The organism is Rossellomorea sp. NS-SX7 (assembly GCF_052828565.1).
Map to the genome: position 1 here is coordinate 506,048 of NZ_CM128249.1, position 24,521 is coordinate 530,568.

General features: G+C 46.3%; 17 protein-coding genes. 11 read left to right on the plus strand and 6 right to left on the minus strand.

The features are described 5' to 3' along the window. The first annotated feature begins 408 nt into the window (after positions 1–408). The 8 genes from ACUXV2_RS02395 (at position 409) to ACUXV2_RS02430 (ending at position 10,468) form a co-directional block, all read left to right on the plus strand. The gene (locus tag ACUXV2_RS02395; protein ID WP_446245470.1) at positions 409–1,419 is read left to right on the plus strand and encodes a LacI family DNA-binding transcriptional regulator; all 1,011 of its coding nucleotides are present in this window, start codon (positions 409–411) and stop codon (positions 1,417–1,419) included. 196 nt (positions 1,420–1,615) lie between these two features. After that, a complete protein-coding gene (locus ACUXV2_RS02400) occupies positions 1,616–2,932 on the plus strand; it encodes an ABC transporter substrate-binding protein (protein ID WP_446245471.1) in 1,317 nt (438 codons plus the stop codon). A gap of 73 nt (positions 2,933–3,005) precedes the next feature. Further along, entirely contained in the window at positions 3,006–3,905 is a 900-nt protein-coding gene (locus ACUXV2_RS02405) for a carbohydrate ABC transporter permease (protein WP_446245472.1), read from the plus strand. 147 nt (positions 3,906–4,052) lie between these two features. Continuing rightward, positions 4,053–4,829, plus strand: coding sequence for a carbohydrate ABC transporter permease (locus ACUXV2_RS02410; RefSeq protein WP_446246989.1), 777 nt, complete (start codon positions 4,053–4,055; stop codon positions 4,827–4,829). Positions 4,830–4,953: 124 nt separating this feature from the next. Next, on the plus strand, positions 4,954–6,315 hold the full coding sequence (locus ACUXV2_RS02415; protein WP_446245473.1) for a GH1 family beta-glucosidase: 1,362 nt from the start codon (positions 4,954–4,956) through the stop codon (positions 6,313–6,315). After that, positions 6,312–7,655 (plus strand): glycoside hydrolase family 30 protein, encoded by a 1,344-nt coding sequence (locus ACUXV2_RS02420; RefSeq protein ID WP_446245474.1) that lies wholly within the window; start codon positions 6,312–6,314, stop codon positions 7,653–7,655. The genes ACUXV2_RS02415 and ACUXV2_RS02420 overlap by 4 nt, the downstream gene beginning before the upstream one ends. A gap of 243 nt (positions 7,656–7,898) precedes the next feature. Continuing rightward, entirely contained in the window at positions 7,899–9,446 is a 1,548-nt protein-coding gene (locus ACUXV2_RS02425; protein WP_446245475.1) for a CPBP family intramembrane glutamic endopeptidase, read from the plus strand. Positions 9,447–9,730: 284 nt separating this feature from the next. Next, positions 9,731–10,468 (plus strand): SDR family oxidoreductase, encoded by a 738-nt coding sequence (locus tag ACUXV2_RS02430; protein WP_446245476.1) that lies wholly within the window; start codon positions 9,731–9,733, stop codon positions 10,466–10,468. A 176-nt stretch (positions 10,469–10,644) separates the two neighbouring features. On the opposite strand, the gene ACUXV2_RS02435 is transcribed toward ACUXV2_RS02430, so the two are convergent. The 6 genes from ACUXV2_RS02435 to ACUXV2_RS02460 all read right to left on the minus strand — a co-directional run bounded on the left by ACUXV2_RS02435 (position 10,645) and on the right by ACUXV2_RS02460 (position 19,994). Further along, the gene (locus ACUXV2_RS02435) at positions 10,645–12,720 is read right to left on the minus strand and encodes a polysaccharide lyase family 8 super-sandwich domain-containing protein (protein WP_446245477.1); all 2,076 of its coding nucleotides are present in this window, start codon (positions 12,718–12,720) and stop codon (positions 10,645–10,647) included. A gap of 224 nt (positions 12,721–12,944) precedes the next feature. Next, positions 12,945–14,165 carry a glycosyl hydrolase family 28-related protein gene (locus tag ACUXV2_RS02440; protein ID WP_446245478.1) on the minus strand — a complete coding sequence of 407 codons (1,221 nt, stop codon included), beginning with the start codon at positions 14,163–14,165 and terminating at the stop codon, positions 12,945–12,947. A gap of 155 nt (positions 14,166–14,320) precedes the next feature. Continuing rightward, complete coding sequence (locus tag ACUXV2_RS02445) at positions 14,321–15,430, minus strand: acyltransferase (protein ID WP_446245479.1); 1,110 nt, start codon at positions 15,428–15,430, stop codon at positions 14,321–14,323. A gap of 366 nt (positions 15,431–15,796) precedes the next feature. Beyond that, positions 15,797–16,960: an MGDG synthase family glycosyltransferase gene (locus ACUXV2_RS02450; RefSeq protein WP_446245480.1), complete on the minus strand. Its 1,164-nt coding sequence runs from the start codon at positions 16,958–16,960 to the stop codon at positions 15,797–15,799. A 26-nt stretch (positions 16,961–16,986) separates the two neighbouring features. Continuing rightward, positions 16,987–19,311, minus strand: coding sequence for an FtsX-like permease family protein (locus ACUXV2_RS02455; RefSeq protein WP_446245481.1), 2,325 nt, complete (start codon positions 19,309–19,311; stop codon positions 16,987–16,989). Positions 19,312–19,328: 17 nt separating this feature from the next. Continuing rightward, positions 19,329–19,994, minus strand: coding sequence for an ABC transporter ATP-binding protein (locus ACUXV2_RS02460; RefSeq protein ID WP_446245482.1), 666 nt, complete (start codon positions 19,992–19,994; stop codon positions 19,329–19,331). 679 nt (positions 19,995–20,673) lie between these two features. Between ACUXV2_RS02460 and ACUXV2_RS02465 the strand changes: the two genes are divergently transcribed. From ACUXV2_RS02465 to ACUXV2_RS02475, 3 genes are read left to right on the plus strand one after another with little or no spacing between them, the layout of a single operon-like run. Then, positions 20,674–22,035 carry a glycosyltransferase family 2 protein gene (locus tag ACUXV2_RS02465; protein ID WP_446245483.1) on the plus strand — a complete coding sequence of 454 codons (1,362 nt, stop codon included), beginning with the start codon at positions 20,674–20,676 and terminating at the stop codon, positions 22,033–22,035. Positions 22,036–22,082: 47 nt separating this feature from the next. Further along, on the plus strand, positions 22,083–22,991 hold the full coding sequence (galU, locus tag ACUXV2_RS02470; RefSeq protein WP_446245484.1) for a UTP--glucose-1-phosphate uridylyltransferase GalU: 909 nt from the start codon (positions 22,083–22,085) through the stop codon (positions 22,989–22,991). A 50-nt stretch (positions 22,992–23,041) separates the two neighbouring features. Continuing rightward, positions 23,042–24,379 (plus strand): UDP-glucose dehydrogenase family protein, encoded by a 1,338-nt coding sequence (locus ACUXV2_RS02475; RefSeq protein WP_446245485.1) that lies wholly within the window; start codon positions 23,042–23,044, stop codon positions 24,377–24,379. Positions 24,380–24,521 lie beyond the last annotated feature (142 nt).

Genomic DNA, 24,521 nt, shown 5'->3' on the forward strand with positions numbered 1-24,521 from the left:
CGATTATATGAGCCACTTAGAATCATTCTAATGCAAACCGCGAAACGAGGTGGGATCTGAACTTTTACGGTAAATGTGAAGCTGGGGACAGGTCCCCCGTGGTCAGTGCCTATAGGTTGAAAGAGCCAAGGGACCTGTCCCCATGACTCTTGAAACCAGTCCGCGTCCCTCTCTCGGCAACAGGAATCCAGTCTCCATATCCCTGCTCAAGCAAGCAGATGTAAAGCAACGGGGACATTGAACCGTTGCCATTTCACCGCTCCTAACCAAGTGGGACACCAAACCTGTCCCTATGTCCCACACGTTCAAAAAATATTTTGATAATTTTCTATAAACTCTATTGATTCCAGAAAAAACCTGGGCTATAATAACATCAACGAAAGCGCTTTCGATGAAGAGGAGACAACGATGGTTACGATTTATGATTTGGCGAAGAAGACTGGTTTTTCGAGTACGACAGTCTCTAAAGCTCTTAACAATTATTCAGATGTAAGTGAGAAGACGAAGAAGAAAATCCTCGAGACGGCAGCTGAGATGGGCTACCTTCCGAATGCCCACGCGCAGTCGTTGTCCACGAAGAAGTCGTGGACGATCGGTGTGATGTTCGCAGAGGATAATGAGGTGGGGATGAAGCATCCTTTCTTCAATGCGATCATCGAGAGTTTCCGCAAGTTTGTGGAGCGGGAAGGGTATGATTTGATCTTTGCTTCCAGGAATCTGCGCAAGCGGGATACAAGTTATCTGGAGCATTTCCTTTATCGTGCGGTTGATGGGATCGTGGTGATCTGTTCCGATCCGCAGGACCCTCAGGTGCAGGAGATGATCAACAGTCATGTGCCGATCGTCGTGATCGATATGACAGATCAGAATTGCAGTGTCGTCTACTCGGACAATATCGAGGGTGGAATGCTCGCTGTGAATTATCTTCACTCATTGGGTCATACAAAGATTGCTCATATTTCGGGGGATCCCGACATTGATGCAGGGGCCCAGAGGATAAAAGGTTTTATGAAAGGCATGGAAAACGTGAAGCTGCCGATCCGGGAGGAATACGTCGTGAATGGCGGATTTTTCTCCATCGATGAAGGAAGAACGGCGATGAACAAACTGCTCGAACTAGAAGACTTGCCGACTGCGGTGTTCGTATCGGGTGACCATATGGCGATTGGTGCCATGGAGGCCATCAAGGAGAAGGGCTTGAGGATTCCTGAAGACATCTCCATCATCGGCTACGATGATATCGATATGGCGGCGTATGTGTCTCCGAAACTGACGACTGTCAGGCAGGATACAGACCGTATCGGGGCCAGTGCCGGGCAATTATTGATTGAACAGATGAATGAAAAGAAGAAGATGCTGACAACGGACATCATTCCGGTGGAGCTCATCATCAGGGAGTCTTGTACATCCATAAAATAGTGCCTGGCATCCAGGCACAACAAAATTTTTTAGGTGATTTCGAAACCGGTTTCGGAAACATATTCCAGCTGTTGATTTCCGTGTGAGACTACACTGTCTTGCAGGGAAATCAACAGCGGCATCCATGATTTTTTTACAATTATTACCGAAACCGATTTCGACCACATATATTCACAAAGGACAAAGGGGGATAACAATGAAAAAGTTTCTAGCATTATTTATGACTGCAGTTCTGCTTGGAGGAGTACTGGCCGGCTGTTCCGGAAGTTCCGAATCATCTGGCAGCAAAGACAAAGACAAGGATGTTGATTTGAAGGTTTGGTCGTTCACGGATGAATTAAAGAAACCGATCACGACGTTTGAAGAAAAGAATGGGGTTAAAGTGGAACTGACAATCGTTCCGATCGCGGACTATCCGACGAAACTTAAGCCGGTTCTTGAAAGCGGTGTCGGAGCACCAGACGTATTCACGGGTGAAATCGCATTCCTTAAGCAGTGGGTGGATGCAGGTTATTGGGAGAACTTATCTGAAGATCCATACAACGTTGAAGAAATCAAAGATAAATATGTTCCTTACGTATTCGATTTAGGAAAAGACAAAGATGGAAATGTAAGAGCGCTATCATGGCAAACGACGCCTGGTGGAGTCTTCTACAGAAGAAGCATCGCGAAAGAAGTACTTGGCACGGATGATCCAGCGGAAGTCGGCAAGATGATGGGTTCCATGGAAGAAGTGTTCAAAGTGGCTGAAAAGATGAAGGAAAAAGGATACAGCATGTTCCCGGATGAAGGGGCGATCCGCTGGTTTGCGCAAGGAGAGAATCCTCAGCCGTGGGTGAATGACAAAAACGAATTACAACTGACAGATGAAAAAATCGAGTTTTTAGACCATGCAAAAACACTTCGTGAAAACAGCTATACGGCTCTTGCAGGCGAGTGGTCTCCTTCATGGTTCGAAGGCATGGATAAGGCGATCAAGGTAAAAGAAGGCGGTAAAGAAAAAGAAACTCAAGTATTCTCTTATGTCCTTCCAACATGGGGACTTCACAGCGTATTGAAGACAAATGTTAAAGAAACAGCCGGTGACTGGGCTGTCACAAGCGGACCAAGCCCGTATTTCTGGGGTGGAACGTGGTTAGGTGTATACAACAAGTCTGAGAACAAAGAACTTGCGTATGATTTTGTAAAAATGATGACACAAGACGATGAATTCCTGACAGAGTGGGCAAAGGAAACAGGAGATGTCCTTGCTTACAACCCGGTAACAAACGCAATCAAGGATGACTTCAGCAGTGAATTCCTTGGCGGACAAAATAACTATGAGTTCTTCCTTGAGCAAGCAAAAGAAATCGAGCCAGGCATCGTGACGAAATATGATCAACAGCTTGATACATTCTACGGAAATGCCGTACAGCAATATGTAGACGGCAAGAAGTCGAAAGAAGACGCAATCAAAGAATTCTATCAAAAAGCACAGAACGCGTACCCTGACTTGAAGGTACCGAAAAACTAATTTTTATTTGATGGCAAGCGGCGGGGTTACTCTGCTGCTTGCCAAATCTTAAATCATGAAGGGGGCTAGGGGAATGAAAAATGTGAATAAATACGGATATTTCTTCATTGCTCCGTTTTGGATCATTTTCCTGATCTTCAGTATTTATCCCGTTGCACTGACATTCTACTACAGCTTTACGAATTATACCGGAAGCGGCGTTGCGGAAGTCGTCGGCCTTGCGAATTATAAGCGTTTACTTACCGACACCTATTTTGTCGAAGCATTCTTCAACACTTGGAAGATCTGGGGAGTCAACTTTGCCCTGCAGATCGGACTCGCTCTTATTTTGGCATTGATCTTTTCTGATATGAGAATGAAGATGAGGGGACTCGCCTTCTTCAGGTCGATCTTCTATCTGCCAAATTTAATCACCATCAGCTCGGTTGCCTTGCTGTTCGGTATTTTACTAGATTGGCAGCATGGCTCGTTAAACATGATTCTATTAAACATTGGTCTTATATCAGAACCGATAAACTGGCTGAACGAGCCAACCACGGCTCAGCTCTCCGTCTCGCTCATCCTCACATGGGTGTGGTTCGGACACTCCTTCATCGTCGTGATGGCGGGGGTATCCGGCATTTCGAAAGATTACTATGAAGCGGCTCTCATCGACGGGGCAAACCGCTGGCAGACATTTACGAAAATCACCCTTCCGCTGTTGAAGCCGATTTTACTGTATATCATGATCACTTCGCTGATCGGGGGACTTCAATTGTTCGACCTTCCGATGCTATTGACGGACGGAATCGGTTCACCGGATGGATCACTGAATACGATGGTGCTGTATTTATACAACCAGGCATTCAAGTATAACAATTACGGGTATGCTTCTGCCGTAGCCTATGGGTTGTTCGTCATCACCTTGATCTTCTCGGCGATGGTCTTCAAAGGAATGTACGGAAAAGAACGCAAACAAGCAAGGCAGGTGTAAGAGATGCTGGGAAAAACAGCCGTTGAAAAAGAAGTGCAGTTCGAAGAGGAAGTAAAGGATCCGAATCCGGGTGTCCTGCCTCAAGAAACGAAGGAAAAAGATAAGAGCAAGATCATCAAAATCATCATCTACATCGTGCTGACCTTGATGGCGATCGTCTGCTTCATCCCGTTCTTGATGATGCTCGTCAATGCAACGAGATCAAATGAGGCAATCTTGTCCGGCTTTACACTGCTGCCGGGCACTGCCCTGATGGAAAACTACCGGACGATGATGGAATACGTCAACATCTGGACTGGTTTCAAGAACAGTCTGATCATCTCCGTGCTCGTGACGGTCCTGTCGGGATACTTCTCGGCGCTGACCGCGTATGGATTCGCTTTTTACACATTCAAGGGGAAAAACTTCCTGTTCGTCTTCATGCTCGTCATGATGATGGTGCCGGGGCAGCTCGGCTTGATCGGATTTTATGAACTGAGTAAGAACCTTGGGATCCTTGATACATACATCCCATTGATCGTACCGACGATCGCCAGTCCGTTTGTCGTGTTCTTCCTGAGACAGTATATCCAGACGACGCTTCATCCGAGTCTGATCGAAGCAGCCCGCATCGACGGGGCTAGCGAATTCAAGATCTTCCATACCGTGGCGATCCCAATCATGATGCCGGCCGTTGCGACCATGTCCATCTTCACATTCATCGGATCATGGAACAACTACATCATGCCGCTCGTCATCCTGTTCTCACCTGAAAAATACACTTTACCTGTATTGATGGGATTCCTGAAAGGATCTCAGGTGGCACAGAATCTTGGAAGTATGTACTTGGGAATCGCGATATCGGTCGTGCCGATCATGATCGCCTTCCTGTTCCTGTCAAAATATATCGTCAACAGCATTTCAGCTGGTTCAATCAAAGAATAAGAGGAAGCACGTGGAAGACTCACGTGCTTACGTAAGAGGGGAAAAGAGGGGCCGGTTCCCATGTTGCCTGAGCAGCAGAATCGGCCCCTCTGAACCCTGTATAAACAACTAAAGGGGAGAAGACATGATGAAATTTGATAAACACTTTACGTTCGGAACCGCAACATCCTCCTATCAAATCGAAGGGGCGGCAGCAGAAGGGGGCAGGACCCCGTCCATCTGGGATATGTTCTGTGACATCCCGGGAAGAGTATACAAGCAGCATAACGGCGACGTTGCCTGCGACCACTACCACCGTTTCGAAGAGGACGTTCAGCATATCAAACGCCTCGGCGTCGACACCTATCGCTTCTCGATCGCATGGCCCCGGATCTTTCCTGAGAAAGGTAAGTACAATCAGGAAGGCATGGATTTTTATAAAAGATTGGCAGCGCGCCTGCGCGAAGAAGGAATCAAGCCTGCCGTTACACTATACCACTGGGATCTGCCTCTCTGGGCCCATGAAGAAGGCGGCTGGGTGAACCGCGAGTCAGTAGAATGGTTCCTTGATTATGCCCGTGTCTGCTTCAAAGAACTTGATTCCATCGTTGACTCCTGGATCACGCACAATGAACCATGGTGTGCCGGATTCCTCGGCTACCATCAAGGTGTGCACGCACCTGGGCACACAAACATGGACGAAGCAGTCAAAGCCGTTCACCATATGCTCGTGTCCCATGGGAAAGCAGTCCAGATCCTGAAAAAAGAATTCGCATCCGAAACGGAAATCGGCATCACACTGAACCTGTCACCGGTTTATCCGAAGACGGGTTCCATTAACGATCAACTCGCTGCGAACAATGCGGACGGCTACTCCAACCGCTGGTTCCTGGATCCGGTTTTCAAGGGGGAATATCCAAAGGACATGATGAATTTGTTCTCGAAATATGTGCACTCCTATGATTTCATCAAGGAAGGCGACATGGAAGCCATTTCTGTCGAATGCGACTTCTTCGGCATCAACTACTACAGCCGCGGAATCGTCGAGTTCAGTGCAGCCACTGACTTTTTACACAGAGGAGCCTTTTCTGATTATGAGAAAACAGGCATGGGCTGGGACATCGCGCCGAATGAATTCAAGGATCTTATCCGCCGCCTGAGAGCGGAATACACGCAGCTTCCGATCATCATCACGGAAAATGGCGCGGCATACGATGACGTATTGGAAAACGGAAGAGTCCATGACAAGGAACGTACGGACTATGTTGAAAAGCACATTCAAGCGGTTTCCGACCTGAATGAAGAAGGCATGAACATTTCAGGATATTACCTATGGTCCCTGATGGATAACTTCGAATGGAGCTTCGGATACGATAAGCGCTTCGGTATCCTGTACGTCGACTTTGATACACAGGAGCGAATCTGGAAAGACAGTGCTTACCGCTACGCGGAAATCATCCGCGATCACAAAAAGAGCCACTCGTTGAAAGAGGAGATTGTTCAATGAGATTTAACACAGCAGAAGTGATCCTTACTGCAAAAGATACAGGAGACCGGCTTTCTGGAAAGGAGCCGGTTTCCTTTACGAAAGGGCAGGAGCCTGCCGGCACCCATATCGAGCTTGATCCCGGACGTACCTATCAGGAGGTGATCGGGTTCGGGGGCGCGTTCACCGAAGCGGCGGCTTACAGTCTGTCTAAGATCAGTCCTGAGAAGAGGGGTGAGGTCATCAAGCGCTACTTTGATCCTGTTGACGGCCTCGGTTACCGGATGGGCCGGACGCATATCCACAGTTGTGACTTCTCACTGGAGAACTACACGTATGTGGAGGAAGGCGACACGTCCCTCGAGAGCTTCTCGATCGAACGCGAGAGAAAGCTCGTCCTCCCATTCATCCATGACGCGATGAAAGCTGCCGGTAGAGAGTTGTCCATCGTCGCATCCCCGTGGAGCCCGCCGCCGTGGATGAAAACGAACGGTGAAATGAATCATGGCGGCAAGCTGCTGCCGGAGTATCAGCCGGTATGGGCAGAGTATTACTCGAAGTACATAGACGCTATGAGAGAAGAAGGGGTGGCGATCTGGGGACTCACGATCCAGAACGAACCCGAAGCGAAGCAGGTCTGGGATTCCTGCCTGTACACAGGTGAAGAAGAACGCGACTTCATCAAGAATCATCTTGGGCCTTCCCTTGAGCGGAACGGCCACGGCGATGTGAAGGTGATCATCTGGGACCATAACCGCGATGTCATTTTCGAGCGGGCACAGGCGGTATTGTCAGACCCCGACGCTGCGAAGTACGTGTGGGGAACTGGAAATCACTGGTACGTGTCGGAAGAATTCGAGAACCTTTCAAAGGTACACGATGCCTTCCCGGATAAGCATCTCATTTTTACAGAAGGATGCATCGAAGGCGGCGTTCAGCTTGGCGCCTGGCATACAGGCGAACGTTACGCGAGGAATATCATGGGTGACCTGAACAACCACCTCGAAGCATGGATCGACTGGAATCTTGTGCTGAATGAAAAAGGCGGGCCGAATCACGTTGGCAACTACTGCGACGCACCGGTGATAGTGGATACCGTAAAGGATGAGGTCCATTATAATAGTTCCTTCTATTATATCGGGCATTTCAGCAAATTCATCCTGCCTGGAGCCCGCCGGATCTGGAGCAGCGTGTCCAGTGAGCGTGTTTCTGCCACTGCTTTTGAAAATGAGGACGGAAAGGTTGCAGTTGTCGTGATGAATGCGAATGATGAGGGGGAAGAAGTTTCAGTCGGCTGTGGAGATGCAGCGGTGAAGTGGAATCTTCCGAGGCATTCGATTGTAACGATTGTCTTAGAGTAATGTTTGTAAGGGCAGTCCTTGTTGTGGGGGCTGCTTTTTTTGTGCAACCATTTCGGTATAACCACTCACTGCTTCCCTCTACTGTCAATATAAAATACATATTTTAACAATAATGACACAATGTTGTGCCTGTATTACTAAAAAAAGGAAAAATATCTATACAGCCTGCACTTTACTACCTATATTTAAGATGGGGATGCTCTCAATATGCATCTGGCCAAACGGATCCTAAGGGGGAGTCACATGGATACACAGATGATCATCTCACTCATCATTTTAATTACACTCGCTGAAGTCGGTGCAGTCATCCTGTATGTGAAATACAAAAAGGGGGACACCACCGAAGGAAATCCTCTCATCACCATCTTGAAGAAAGAATGGGTCGTCTTTTATTATGCGTTGTTCAAGTGGAAGATAAAAAAGGACGACGTCAATGGCGTCCGTACATATGATTACCATAAAGGTTCGAACTACTTCTGGCTGTTCATCGCGCTCCTTCATGAGCAGGTGATCGAAGCGATCGTTTTCCACATCTACCTGAAAGAGGTGGATCCTCTCCGCGCAAATATCCTCGTTGTGCTCCATGTTTACAGCATCCTCTACATGCTTGGGGATTACAATCTCGTTAGAAATTCACCCATCCTGTTAAAAGGGAACCATGTTTTGATGAAAATCGGGGCAAGGAGGTCACTGCGTTTCCACATCGGAGACGTTGCAGCCATCCAGCCTGCAAGGACCCAGTATCGTAATAACGGCGGTATCATTCATGAAAAGAATGTCTTTCATGTCACCGCACTGCCGAGGGTGTTGACCCGGATCTTCGGCATGATCGATGAACTGAAATATGAAATTGTCTTTAAAGAACCGGTTTACGCACGTGGCTATTTCGGCCAGAAAAAAGAGGTGCATAAAGCCTTGATTTATTTGGAGGAACCGGATTCTCTCGTGAGGGATCTTCAAGAGAGGGCTGACCGATACGATGAACGTGAAGAAGTGGAAGAGGAACGGTTAACCGCTGCTGCTGTCGAAGGGAAAAGGGCCCCACTGATCAACTGGAAGGTATATTTCAGCCTACTGTTCCTCAATGTACTGGGCGCATTGGCGATTGCCCCTTATGCGATGGCCAGGGAAAATCTCCACGAGGTCATGGGACTCGGGAAGCTGTCCTTCACCCTGTTTTACGTTGTGCAAGTTTTATTGGAAGCGGGCATCCTGTTGTTCATCGCCTTGTGGCTCATGAAGAAAGTGAAGCTTTCCGTCCCGGTCATCGAAGCATTTTTCACGAAAAGCAAGCCGCTTTATTCTTTTTACAAAAAAATGGTTCAGTCCGCCATGTACGGAATCCTTGCCGGTGTGGCCATCAGCATCTTCAGCCTGATCGTCTCAAAACCACTAGGTGTGGACAATTCCTCATTGAATGAGCCGGCGTGGTGGCTCGGCACCCTGGGATCATTCGGTGCGGCCGTGAATGAAGAGTCAATCTTCCGGTTGTTCCTTATCACACTCATCCTTTGGCTGTTCTTGAAATTCACCAAAGGGGCGGTGACTAAACCAAAAATCTGGACCGCCATCTGCATTTCATCACTGGTATTCGGGGTTATGCATTACAGCGTAGCCGCTGCCAACTTAGAAATGAGCGTCGGGATCTTTCTCAGCATGCTTGTGATAAACGGGATCGGTGGACTCGTTTTTGGGGCGCTTTTTGTATTCATGGGACTCGAGTTTGCGATGATTGCTCATTTTACGGCGGATCTTGTGCTCCATGTGGTGGGGCCGCGGGTGGTGGAATGATTGTTAAAAGTGATCGAATTTCTTAATGAACGTTAGTGAGTTCCCTCTCTGAATTTGTCTTTGGAGTTTGTGTCAGCATTGTTTGATCGTTCTCCTTTTTTCATCATAACAACCCTTAAAATTAAAAAGTATGTGATTGATACCTAAAAAACGGGACAGCAAACCTGTCCCCATGTCCCAAACTCTCCGTTTCCTGTTTAAGAACATCCTTTTTCGTGAAAACAAGATATGTGGATAAAACTATATGAGCAATAGATTACACAAGAAAACAGGAGGAGTTATATATGAGTACAAATAGAACGGCAATCATCACAGGAGCAAGCAGCGGGATCGGCCAGGCGACGGCCAAGGAATTGGCTTCGAAAGGGATCACGGTCATGCTTGCGGCTAGACGGGAAGAGCGCCTCAAGGAACTTCAGCAGGAGATTCAGCAGAGCGGCGGCAAGGCCTTCTATCACGTGACGGATGTCACAAATGTCGAGGAAATGGAGCAGCTGGCCAAGAAGACGAAGGATGAGTGCGGAAGCATTGATATCCTGGTCAATAATGCCGGATTGATGCCGCTTTCGTTCATGAATAAATTAAAGATCAAGGAATGGGATCAGATGGTGGACGTGAATATCAAGGGTGTCCTCTACGGGATTGCGGCCGTGCTTCCGTATATGGAAGAGCAGAAATCGGGGCATATCATCAATATTTCTTCCGTAGCGGGACACAAGGTGATGCCGGGGAGCGCGGTGTACAGTGGGACGAAGTATGCGGTCCGTGCGATCACCGAGGGGCTGCGTCAGGAAATGAATGCGTCTCACAATATCCGCACGACCATTATATCTCCGGGTGCCGTGGCAACGGAACTGACGGAAACGATCACGGACGAGGATGTCCTTGATGCCTTCAAGCAGCAGGAGTTGAAGCCGCTGGACAGTGAGAACATCGCGAAGTCGATTTCGTATGCGGTTGAACAGCCTGAGCACGTCGATGTGAACGAAATCATTGTGCGCCCGACTTCACAGGGAATGTAGTTTTTTAGGAATTTGATAATAAAAAGTTTGTTTTTGATAATAAAACAGGATTTTTGATAATATCATATCCGCTTTTGATAATAAGTAAGGTATGTCCCTTTCAAATAAAAGAAGGCTGATTCCCCGCTGTAGTTTTAGCCGGGAATCAGCCCATTTTTTAGCTCATGCTCTCTGAATCACCCGGCATTTCCACTATACTGCCGGTTAATGATCCCATCCTCAGCCTCCCACTCAATTCTGTTGATTCCGTTCTTTTTCACGATTACCTTCAGCTCTTTTTTAGAGCGTTTTGCGGCTTTGGCTTTGATGGTCCATTCTTTTCCGTTCCGGTTAAGCTGGAGGATGGCTGGTTGGTTCGTGCTGATGAATAAGCCATCTGGCGTTTTGAACGTATCGGCATTCCAAAAGACTGCCTCTGTATAGTGAAGTTCGGTGTTTTCAACGGCTTGCACATCGGAGTCATTGCGAATGATATCAATGGGGGAATCGTTTTTGATCGAGTTGAATTCCTCTTTCGTCGCACCGGGTACGACGATATATTGATAGCGTTGATTCTCCGGTTTGTGCCCGTGATTGATCCATAACCCCAGTACCTTTTCTTTGATCGGGGGTTCTTCTTTATATCGTTGATTGATCTTATTCCAGCCCGCTTCCCGTTTGTTCAGCATCAGATGGATGCGGTCGTTGTTTCCGGGAAACAGGTATCCGATGCCGTCGTGATACACCGAGCTTGGTTTGTCGATGGTTTGGTGAGTCGGATTTTCCAGCTTGGAGGTTTCGGATGTTTCAACGTGCTGGTTCCAGATCCGCTGATCGATGGTCGTGACGATCGGCTGCCTGCTGTTGGATTGGATCCCGGCTCCCAGTGCCACAATGGTGTCCTGGAAGAAGAACCATGATTTCTTTGCTGATAACTCTTTGTAGTTCATGTTCATGGCAGAGACCCCATTCTTCCCATCACTGAACATGAACGTTTCATTGTTTTCGCCCGAAAGCGGCTCATTCTTTTCATCACTGTGGACGACGGTGGTCCCAGGGATCTTGCGCCAATCCCAGACAGGGAAGATTCCTGCATATCCATTGCCTTTCAGATAGAAAAGAGCGGCACCGTCGGCCATATGACGATTGTTGATTCCTTCTCCGTTATAATACGGCTCGCTTGACGTCATTTCCTCAGGGAGAACGCGCACGGAGCTATAGTAATCCTTTTGATGATGAACCATCAATCCTGATTGTTCGTACGCTCTATTGCCGGCGAATGGGGGACGCTTGCCTTCCAGTCGTTCGATCAGACGATTGAAATCATCACTCCGGTTGGTCGGGAGCTTTTCCATCATCCTGGCGGCGGCCGCAACATCGTGCAGTTCATGATCCTTCCGTGTAATCCCTCTTCCCAGTGACGTGTAGTCGAATGTATTCCCGGTGATGAACCATTGAATGCCATCCAGTATAAAGTGAGATAACAATTTATAGTCATCAGAGGAGAAAGAGTAGGGTGTACCGTGCACGAAGGTAAACATCCTGGCCGCCTCCAGGGCATAGCGTATCCCATACGTTCCGGTCTGAACGGATTGTTCATGTTGATGAAAGGTCATATCAGGCTGGATTCCGATACTGCTTACCTTTAAAGAATCTTCTATGGACGAAATCGCTTGATTGATCCGCTCGGGATCTTCTTTCAATAATCCAGTGATATAGTTCACTTTTTCCGCTTGGATCAAGTTTAACCCCCGTAATGGAGGGGAGTCGGATTCCGTATAAGTCTGAAGTAATTCCACAGAATCGACCTCGGTGCTTTTGGGCAGTTCCTGATCCATCAGGAAGAGGACATTACTCAAGAGCATAGGAATTCTCAGCCTGTTCCACCACCAATTTTCAGCTTTTACAGGATGATGATTCCAATACTCCAACCCTGCCACGATGTCGTTTTTTAATTTTTCATCATGTCGGCCAGAGCGGTAGGCTTTTGCCATGGTTTCCAAACGCTCCAGGTGAGAGATGGTTTCCCTTGGATTCTCAGCCTTCTTGGTGTACTGAATATCAGAGAATTTGCCTTCACTATCTAGTTTCTTCTCTAGAGAAGGTATGTCTGGATCGCTGACAGAACCCGTCAAGTAGGAGGTGTATCGTTGTTTCAATTGCGGCAAAGGGTCCTTTTGAGGCTTTTCCTGATCAGAGTCAAGCGTCAAGAGGATCGTGATGACCGCCATGAGAATGACGGAAAGTAATATGAACGTTCTCTTAGTAAACATGTGCATTGGTCTCACCTGTCATTCTGATAGTATGTATTCATGGTAAAAGGTTAGTTCTAAGCTATCATACTTAAAGGGGCCGATAGGACTCCAGGCCAAAATGACAAACGGATGTAAAATAACCGTTGGCATATGACAATGTAAAAAGGTTTGTTACAAATTGGGAAGAGCAGTAAAGGCTTCGTTCATAAAAAAATAACTTTACGAAGGAAGTTATTTTTTTATTATTTGGCCTCAATCCCATCGCTTGTCAGCCGGTCCACTTGGTCATATGTATTACCTGAGAGGGTCAGTGGGTTGACTTGTGCAACGACGTTGATTCCATAGCGGCCATTTTTGAGTGTATTATCCTCGATGGATATAGTGGATAATTGACTACTGCCATCGAAGCCTTTGTTGATCCGGATCACATCCGATGCCGGGGAAGATTCCCGGTTTGCTATGGAATTACGGCTGACAGTTATGTTGTTTCCACCGGCAATGTCAATGGCTGCAGAATATCTGCCAATGCCGCCGATTGTATTTTCGGTAATCTGGACATTGTCGCTATAGACCGATATGGCAGACCACATATCATACTCGTTGGTTTCTTTATACGTGTCATAGAGATTATCCAAATGAAAGCTGTTGTGTATCCTGTTGTTTGCGATGGTCACACCGGGTGACTGGATTTTGATGGCACGTTTATGGTTTTTCTCGAATGTATTATGCTGGATGGTGACCCCAACGTCGTCTTGAAATCCTTGAACGACAATCCCGTCTCCATCATCCTTAGGTCCGATTTCCGATATCGTCGAATGCTGGATCGTGATGTTCGTGCTCGGCGGTTGAGTAGGCAGGGCAGGGCTGATGAGAATTCCTCTGGCAACCTTATGGTTCCAGCCCACATTGGATGAAATATTTTTGGCAAACACATCCTTGATCGTAAGATGATCGAACAACACATCCTGAACTCCGCCCTCAACACGGATGGCAATAGGTGTTGACGTTGACAGCGGGGAGTCATCGGGCTGACTGAAATGGGCCAGAGTCACATCCGTCACCGTCAGATTGCTTGTCCCATTCATCACCGTCATCCCTCGCAGGAACGTATGATGGCCATCTATCGTCAAGTCGTGGACGTTAATGTTCTCCCCGTAAAGTCGAACCATCGTATCCCCTAGTCCATTTGCTTTGATGACAGCCTTTTCTCCATAAACTTCCGTATTCTGTTTAACGGTCAGCGTATCGGTGATAAGGTAGGTGCCCTCTGGAAAAAAGACAGACCGGTCCTGCCCGTAATAGAGGGCTTTTTTGATGGCGGCCGTGTCATTTGTTTTTCCATCACCGACTGCTCCATATGATTTTACATTGATGATTTCATTGTCCGCAGCCATGTAGGTGGAAGCTCCGGCGATACACAGTATAAGCATGGCAGCAACAATCAATCCTTTACGTTTGATCATGACGCATTTCCTTTCTTTTTGAATAAAATAGGCATGATATCCTCCAATAGTATCGGGCGGATATGAACCTTTTTACACAGAAAGAAAGGATTTGTTAATATTTGCCTATGGTGATGGAAGAAAGAAAGCAGCCATAGAGACTGCTTTCCGGTCTATTATGCGGATGCTTTTTGCTCCGGCTGAACGGCTGGCTGGCGTTTCGTATTCTTGATCTTCGGGACCGGGATAATGAATCCGCTCAGCGGGATGATCTGAAGAATCCGAATAAACACCGATGCAATCACCATGACGGCCAGGAACATCAGTGGAACATATTCTGCCTGCCAATAGGTTTCCGGAAGATGGCGGGCAAATAAATAAAGGATCATCGGATGAATCAAGTAGATTCCCATGGAATATTGACCGATGACGGTTAACGTCTTTTTCACGATGTTTCGTTTAGACAGCAGAGGGTATATTCCTACAACCGCGATGCAGAGGGCAGGAATGTTCACGAGATTCGTCAATCTGCGGTTGGATACGTATCCTTTCGTTTGGTATTCAAAAACGGCTCCGGCTGAAATCAACAGAATGACAGCAAGCATTTTCCACGAGCGTTTCGTGGCAAAGCCCACAATCTCTTCCCAGAAGTACGCCATAAAGCCTCCAAAGGCGAAATAGAAAATCCAGATGGGCATAAAGGATTTGCTCGCAAGGAATTCTCCAAGCTTTCCATCGATTCCCGGATTGAAGCCATATAACTGATAGCTGATCAATAACGAGATGAATGTGAAGATCAGCAATAATGTCTGCGTCCGAAAAATCTTCTGCAAGAATGGAAAGAGTATATAGAATTGAACAACGATCGCGACGAAATAGAGATGATAGAATGAATCTCCCGTCAGTACCTTGGTGATTTCATCGACAGGGTCCCCGAATGTTTGTTTATCATAATAGTAGAGAAGGTATCGATACGCTGCACTCCAGATGAGAAACGGAATGACAATCTTTGAAAATCTCGATTGCAGGAATCGTCCCAGTTGAAACCCCCGTCTCTTTACCTGATAAAAGAGCAGAAAACCAGCGATGACGGCAAAGATCGTTGTACCGAATCGGCCGTATTGATTCATGAAATAGGTGAAAGAGTTCCACGTTTCATCATTCATTCCATAATTGGTTGCGGATACGTGAACGCCTACCACCAATAAACAGGCAAAGGCGCGTAAGAAGTGGATTTCGAAAATATATGTTTTCTGTGATGGTTGACCTCCTGTTTGTGGAGCCATGTTCGATTTCCTCCTTTGATGTCAGGAATCTATTCAAGATCAAATTTTTATTGACAAATGGAATAATGATGATAAATTGATAGAATGTTTCTAATTATCGAAAATAAATATCCCTCTGTCCTTGATGAAAAATAGGCTATAAACAATGGTTCTTTTATACCGATATATGATGTACAAGGAAAAACTGGTCTTTTATCATTGGTGGAAAACAATGAGTAAAAAGGATCATAACAAGGTGAAAAAGCGAGTGATCAACATGTCTGCATTTTTTGATATCTTCCGAAACGTTTACCATTTTATTTATATTGGCATCATGCTAACCGGCTGCGTTTTTATTTATTATCAATTGTTTAAGAAACGAAAAAACTAAAGGCTTCGATATAACTTAGAAAATATATCATCGATGAATTGAATATGTTCATGTTGATCATCTTGTAAAAAGGTTTCATTCAACAAGCCTGCCAGTTCACTGCAGGATGAGACATCGGTGTTCTTTAAAAATTGATGCCGTGACTTTTTCATCAAGAATTGAGTGCTCTCATCACTCAGGACCGTCAACACTTGCCGATCGATTGGAGTGTTCGGATCAAGCCTGTGTACCAATCCTGCATCTTCTAAATACTTCATATTCTTTTCCTCTTGGCCAGGCAGTACAGAATGAACGAAGGTCGGAAGCATTTTCTTGATGGCTTCTCCCATCGTGATTCCACCGGGCTTTGTAATAAGGACATCAGCCCAGTTGTATAGGTGATTCATCTGCTCTGCTTCGGCAACGTACGAAATTCCTTTTATATTCGGACACTTTAAACGTTGAACATGCTCAAACAGTTCCTGATTATGACCACAAAGGATGGTATAGTCAATCCGGCTGGACCCGCTCTTTGAGACAAGGGATTGCAAGGAATCCCCCAATCCGAGACTTCCGCCGCCCACGAGAACATGGAGCTTATCATCCTTCTTCGGTGGCTTCCCCCTTTTAAACGTATCATTCGTCAAGATCCCTGAAATGAGGATCGATTGCGGATCCACGCCTTCGTCCACCAGCGTCTGCTTCATCTCGGCAGTGGGGACGATGTGCATATCAACGTGTTTCTTACCCCAGACCCCATTAATGAAGAAGTCTGTATAGACATTGACGACTGGAGCGGTTTCGATTCCATAGCTTTTCAGCTTATCGATCAGCAAAGAAGAGAAGCTGTGGGTACAGATGATGACGTCCGGCTGTTCCTCCTCTAAGAGCTGCTCCATCTTTTCCACGAATAGTGTTTCATACAGAGAATGCATGAAGGACTTGTCTTTCTGAAAGAAAGAAGTGTACATCCAGCTGTAGGCTGCCGGCCATTTGGTGATCCACCGTATGTACAGCTGAGAGATGAACTTCTCGAGTGATGAGCTCGTATAACTGAGAAAATCGATTTTCTTGCATTCGATTGCCAGGTCTTGTTTATGAAAGGCTTCGATTAACGCATCGGCCGTTCGATGGTGACCTGATTCCATCTGAAAGAGAGGCAGAAATAGTACGCGTTTCATGAATCATTCCTCCAGGGAAACCGTGTTTATAGTAATTCGGTCAGCTTCTTTTTAAGAGTTTTCTTAACGGGAACAACACTGGCTGCTATCCCGATCAGTATAGAGATGCACAGCCAGATCAGGCTGCCATTCAGGGAGACGCGGGGCTCTATCGAGAAATGGAGCAAGGAATCTCCGAGCTTCCAGCCGAGCAGCCAGCTAAGAGGGTAGGACATCGCGCAGGCTAATCCCCAACCCATCAGCGCGACGATGATGCTCTCCCCGATGAACAATCTGTAAATCTTTGCATTAGATCCTCCGAGGCTTCTCATGATCCCTATTTCTCTTGTCCGCTCATAAATATTGATGCTCGCAGCAATCATGAGATTAGCAATTCCTGCGATGGAAAACACCCAGCCAATACAGGCAATCGTCAATAGGATGAGTCCAATGATTTCCTTCGGACGTGCATTCATATCCGCGACCGTTTCGGATCCTTCTACGAGCACTCCGTTAGAAGATAATGTGTCTTCCCCATCATTCAGAAGGGAACGGACATCTTTATGTCTTTGTCCTTCCACCAGCAGGCGATTAATGGACTGCTGGCCAAGCCATTGCTGGTAGGAGGTTTGTTCCATGTAAACAGCCGGGCCTGTAAGTGAGCTCTTGATGATGCCGGCGACCCGCCATTCCTTGTGGTCCTTTCCGATCTGTAATGGAATGGTGTCACCGGGGGAGATTGGCCCGATTTTCTCTGCCAGCTCCGTGTTCATCACGATTTCATCAGGGTGCTCCGGATTCAGCCATCGGCCTTTTACGAGTTCCGGCCGGATGAATCTTGATGATGCCGGAAGTGAGTACAGTAACGCATTTATATGATCAGAGGAAGAAGGTTCCATCACCTCTGTGTTTCTTTTTGTCCAGCCTTCCACGTTTTTGACTCCATCCATTTCTTCCGCCAGGGAAGTGATGTCATTCTTGGGTAGAGGACTGCTGACAGCCCATTCCACATCGTGCTGCCAAAAACCGTCCATCTCATTCATGATGTGCTCCAGGGATTCCTGCATGGTGAAGCAGGCAATGATGACCGCTCCTCCAAAGGAGAGCATGATGATGTTCATGATCGATTGGGATTTCTTCGTTAACATGTTCCGAATGGACAGAAGGGACAGGTGAAAGATACGCTTCCGGCGCTTGCCCGCTTTCTTCATGTGCAGTTGTCCCGAGCCCTGCAATCCTTCCACGATGGGAGATGATATCAAGGTCCTGACAGGTACGACCGCACCGAGAAACGGAATGGTGAACGATAGGATGAACAAGCATATCGCAAGGGACGGTGATATCCATTCTGTAAGTTCAGTGCCGAAATTCAATTCTCTTCCCAAAAAGGAAACGAAATAACGTGATGCCACACTGATGATCGGGATGGACAGCGTACTGATCAGCGTCCCAATCAGGATGATCAATAGAAGATATTGCTTCCAAAGATGTGAGTATCCTGCACCAATCACCTTTTGAATACTGAGGGAATAAACATCCTCCGATATGATACGTTGGAAAATATGTACGATTAAAATGAAACCAAGAACCAGTGCAAACATCCCAAGAAGAATAAAGAGATTCAATAATGATTGAACGAGCGTTTCCCTGATGAAAAACGTCTCGGAAGAGGTTTCACTTCTATAGACCGTGATTCCGTTCTCTTCAAGGGACTTCTTCAGTGATTGAACCACATCTTTCTCGGGATAGCCGTCTTCGACCGTAATTTGGATCAAATTCCTGGATAGAGGGATGTTCAGTTCCTCAGCAGCCGCTTCTGAAATATAGCCATAACCAATTCCGCTGTATTTCGTCGGAATCCTTGAATGATCTTGCACGACACCGGCCATGGACAGGGTGGTTCCTTCTGGATGAGCAGGAAGGATGATGTCCATTTTTTCATGCATGTCAAAACCCGTGTCTTTGGCAGTGGATTGTTCGATCCAAATGGTTTGTTTCGTCAAGGAACTCCCGTCGATGAGCTTCGTTTTGTTTATGTCGTAAAGGGAATGGGGGACGACCAGCAATTGAAGATTCATATAGTTCCCATTCAATTTGGCCCGGCTTCTGACCTGAGTCTTCGCTTCCGCATGCTTCACTCCCTCAATAGAAGAAACAAAGTCTATTTCTCTTTCAAACAGGCCGGTATAAAGGGTGATATCGGCAATGGCCGATGTTTTTTGACTTGTTTTCAGCAGCTCTTGAAACAAATATTTCGAGTTTACGAGAGTTCCAATGGAAACGAGGCAGAACAGTAAAGAACCCAACATCAATAACGCTTTTGTTTTTTGTTGAAAGAAGCTTCTCAGGGCGAGTCTTACATAAATCGGCATTTCATTCACTCCCTCTTTTAAGGGGTTTCATAGACGGATCCGTCTTGAACATGCAACCTTCTTGTGACCTTTTCATAAAAATCGAGATCGTGCGTGACGAATAGGACCGTCTTTCCTGAATCGGCAAGCTCCTGAAACAGATTGAATATGTCCTTGGATGTTTGGGAATCCAGGTTACCCGTTGGTTCGTCTGCCGCAATCATCGGCGGGTCATTGGCAAGTGCCCTGGCAAAGGCGGTTCGTTGTCTTTCCCCGCCTGACACCGATCCCGGAAACTTATTCGCCTGCATGCCCAAGCCCATTTGCTCCAACAGCTCCGATGCACGCTGCCTCTTTCGCTTCCGGTTGCCTGCGAATTCCATCGGGAGCATCACATTTTCGATCAGAGTCAGAGTTGGAATAAGATGAAAGGATTGAAACACGATCCCGACATTTTTTCCTCTCCACTTTGTCAGGGCCCTGTTGGAAAACCCGGCAATATCCTTCCCATCTATCTTAACCGTACCGGATGTGGCAGGTTCGATGCCGGCAAGAATATTCAATAAGGTAGATTTGCCGCTTCCAGATTTCCCGAAGATCCCGACTAATTCTCCTCTTTTCGCCTCGAATTGAACATCCTTCAATACATACTCCTGGTGTTCTCCGTTAGGAAATTGTTTTGATACATTTTTCACCTCTATCATTGAATACCCCTTTCAGGTAAGAACTCTCCCCATATATAGCACCCATTCCGGAATCCTGCAACAGAGGTTTGGAGTACCCGAAAGAGAAGCATGATACTTTCTTCACGAAGATTTCGTCCCTTTCTTGACAGATATTAACTTATTACGGGGGCTGGAATGATAAAAGACGGAGTCCAAATACTTCTTATTTGGATTTAAATGGTATTTAAAGCGCATTCACAAAAGAACGTTAGCCCGCATGTCTCATTTTTCGACAAAAATTGTTTAATAATTGTTAAAAAAAACATGAAAAGAAAAAAATAGAAAAAAATCAAATTTTATCTTCTTGGCATTATTACAGGGGTATGTCAGTTGTAAAAGAACGGACGAACGTCTGACCTCTTAAGGTCTTTTATGAAGTATGTGGGAAAAGATCGGGCTCATTCGCTGAAATATTACAAACATTTCACAATATAAAGGAACCGTGAACACGGAAAATGATATCGCTTCCAATGTTATTCCCGCCTGTTTTTCTTCTGTGAAATGAAAGAATAGTGAGAAAAGTCACGGGGTAAATCGATAGATTGTCAGTCTTTGACGGCTTTATTACGATCGGTGTGTGAAACTCCTGTTACGGAAAAGGGAAACGGGGAAAGTAGCGAAAGCAGATACACAATACCTATATGAGAGGAGAATTTGAATGGCCAAACTGGAACAAGAATTACCAGGCAGAAAGGAGAATCCCGTTCTGCACACACAGAAGAAACTTTCTTCGAAAGAGAAAACATTCGTTATTACATTGTTTCTATTTACCGTCTTAGCCCTATTCTATGTTAACTGGACAGCTTCAGATAAGTTGAACTTAACAATAGGACTATACGGAGCCGTCATGATCAGTTACCTATTAGGAAAAATGCTTTTATCATTTAAATACCAAGAGATCATGGGTGATCCGCCTGACTTGAAGGTCTCTGTTGTCATTCCTTCTTACAACGAAGAGCCTCAAGCGGTTTTAGGGACAATCGAAAGTATATTGAAGCAGGACTACCCGGTTCATGAAATTTTTGTCATCGATGATGGAAGTAAGGATGTTTCTGCCTATCACGCTGTTCAAAAACTGCATCAAAATTTACAAGCAGGGGTGGGAGCGACCTTCTCCCAATTGAAAAAGGAGAACCCATCCTTCCACATGCCGAATCTCATCGTCCACCGCCTGCCAAAGAACCAGGGGAAGCGCCATGCACAAATCTGGGCATTTGAACGAGCGACGGGGGATGTATTCATTACAGTGGATTCAGATTGTACCGTATTCCCGAATGCGGTCAGAGAGCTATTGAAACCCCTCAATGACAAAGAAGTCGTGGCAACGACGGGACATGTGAACATCCGGAACCGTACGGATAATGTCTTGACCCGATTAATTGATATGCGATATGACAATGCATTCCGGGTTGAGCGTGCCGCTCATTCCGTTACCAATAACGTATTGGTTTGCAGCGGACCACTCAGTGCATACCGACGCGAAGTCGTGATGAAGAATTTAGATCATTATGGAAGTCAGACATTCCTCGGACAACAAGTGCAGCTCGGAGACGATCGCTGTCTCACGAACTATGCCATCCGGGAAGGCAAGACTTTATACCAATCTACTGCCAGATGTATCACGGATGCACCAACAAGTCTGAAAACATTGATCAAGCAGCAAAACCGCTGGAACAAATCATTCTTCAGGGAAAGCTTGATCGCACTTAAGATCGGACTCACGAAACCAAATGTGTTTGTATGGGTCATGCTTGAAATGTTCCTGTGGCTAGCCTTTGGAGTGTCATTGATCTTTGCGATTTATTATACATCGACAACGATGGGATTGATCATGCTCGTTTATTACATTGCCTACGTGGTGATCAGTGCTTATGCACGAAATGTTTTTTATGCTTACAAAAGGCCGTTCACGTTCCTGCTGGCGCCGATCTATGGAATTCTGTTCCTTGTGATCCTTTGCCCGATGCGCTTCTGGGCTCTATTAACACTTCGCTCCACTTCCTGGGGTACCCGCGGCTAAAATAGTCCGCATGCATAAATATTTGAATGTTAAAGGAGATGTTTTAAATGAGAGTCCGTAAAGCAATCATCCCTGCAGCTGGTTTAGGTACAAGATTCCTTCCGGCTACAAAAGCACAGCCGAAGGAAATGCTTCCCATCGTAGATAAACCGACCATCCAATACATAGTGGAGGAAGCGGTGCAATCAGGCATTGAAGATATTCTGATTATCAGTGGCAGGGGAAAACGTGCGATTGAAGATCATTTTGACAAATCCTATGAATTAGAAGAAACGCTCTTAAAGAAAGAGAAATTAAGCAGATTAGAAGAAATCCAAGGCATTTCCAGCTTGGCGAACATCCATTATGTCCGTCAGAAGGAACCGAAAGGACTAGGGCATGCCATCGGTTGTGCGAGTCATTTCATCGGCAACGAACCATTTGCCGTATTACTCGGGGACGACATCGTCAAGTCTGAAACCCCTTGCTTGCAGCAAATGATCGACGTATTTGATAAATACCAGTCATCCGTATTGGGCGTACAAGAGGTCCCTGTTGAAGATGTATCCAAGTATGGAATCATCGCGCCGCTCGATAACCGGACCCTTGATGAAAACCTGGTCGCCATCTCTTCTGTTGTGGAAAAGCCGAAAGTGGAAGAGGCGCCGTCCAATTATGCGATTATGGGACGCTACGTGCTGACGCCGGACATCCTGCCGATCCTTGAGACGCTGCCTCCTGGTTCCGGCAATGAAATCCAGTTGACGGATGCTATCAAAATCCTGAATGAAACACAGCATGTATTGGCGTATAATTTCTCTGGAAAAAGATATGATGTCGGAGATAAATTCGGCTTTATCAAAGCAACGATCGATTTCTCCCTGCGCCGTCCGGACTTGAGTGAGAATGTGAGAGGTTATCTGAAAGAGCTTATGAACGAACAAGAAGGAATCTCCAACTCTCCGGGTATTCACTGAAACCTTTTAGCATACAAGAATGAACCATCTTTTTTCGAGGAGGAATAATGATGAAAATTGCGATTATTGGAACGGGATATGTAGGTCTTGTGACAGGTGTATGTCTGGCGGAAATCGGTCATGAGGTCACGTGCATCGATATCAATCCAGATAAGATCGACCAGCTGAAGAAAGGCATTTCCCCTATCTATGAACCGGGCTTGGAAGAGCTGATGGAGAAGAATCGTGACGCCGGCCGCCTTGAATTCACAACCAATTACATCATTGGTCTGAAAGATAAAGAAGCGATCTATATTGCAGTCGGTACCCCGCAAAGTGAAGACGGTGCAGCCGACCTGAAATATGTGTTCAGCGCTGCCCGGAACATCGGCCAGAACATCACGAGAAATGTGGTCATCGTGACAAAGAGCACGGTGCCGATCGGGACGAATGCAAAGATACGTCAATTGATATTGGCCAATCTTGAAGACAACGTCTGTGCAGAAGTTGTCTCCAATCCTGAATTCCTGCGTGAAGGATCGGCCATCGAGGATTCGTTTAACGGAGACCGCATCGTGATCGGATCAGACAATCTAGAAGCAGGGGACATCGTGGAAGAAATCAACAAGCCATTCGGGCTGCCGATCATCCGGACAAGCCTTCACAGTGCAGAAATGATCAAGTATGCAGCGAATGCGTTCCTGGCTACAAAGATTTCGTTCATCAATGAAATCGCCAATCTCTCTGAGCGGACGAACGCCAATATCGAAGAGGTTGCCAAAGGAATCGGAATGGACACAAGAATCGGAAACAAATTCCTCAAGGCCGGTATTGGATACGGAGGTTCATGCTTCCCGAAAGATACACAGGCGCTTGTGAAAATATCCGAGGAGAGAGATCATGATTTTCACTTATTGAAGTCGGTCATCACCGTCAATGAAAATCAAAAAACTTCTCTTGTGAGAAAGGCAAAAGAGCGCTTCGGCACCCTGCTTGGAAAAAAAATCGCCCTATTGGGACTTTCCTTCAAACCTGAAACAGATGATATGAGAGAAGCAGCCAGCATCTCCGTCGCCCGCGAACTCATGGAAGAAGGAGCAGAGGTGATCGGATACGATCCAATCGCCACAGAGAATGCCAAACAAGTCCTGCCTGAAGAAGTTCAGTATGTGGATCAAATCGAAGAAGCGATCAAGCAAGCAGACATCGTCTTCATCTTGACAGAGTGGAAAGAAATCGTGGAGAAAACGCTCATCCTCTCCAATCTGTTCATGGAAAAACCAATCATTTTCGACGGACGAAATTGTTATACCAACGAAGACCTATCGAATCTTGAGATTGAATACATCTCGGTTGGTAGGGAAGGCGTCTCAAAGGTGAGAGAAAGACGAGTCGCCGCTGTGATGTAAGGTGGGTCATGGGGACAGGTCCCGTGGCTCTCATGAAATTGGATTACTGATTGTATTTTGTCGTGTTTGATCATAAAAAATGATGATAGGTAACAAGCCCGGATTTGTCTATTGCTGATAAATGGTAGGGTGTGTCCTTTAC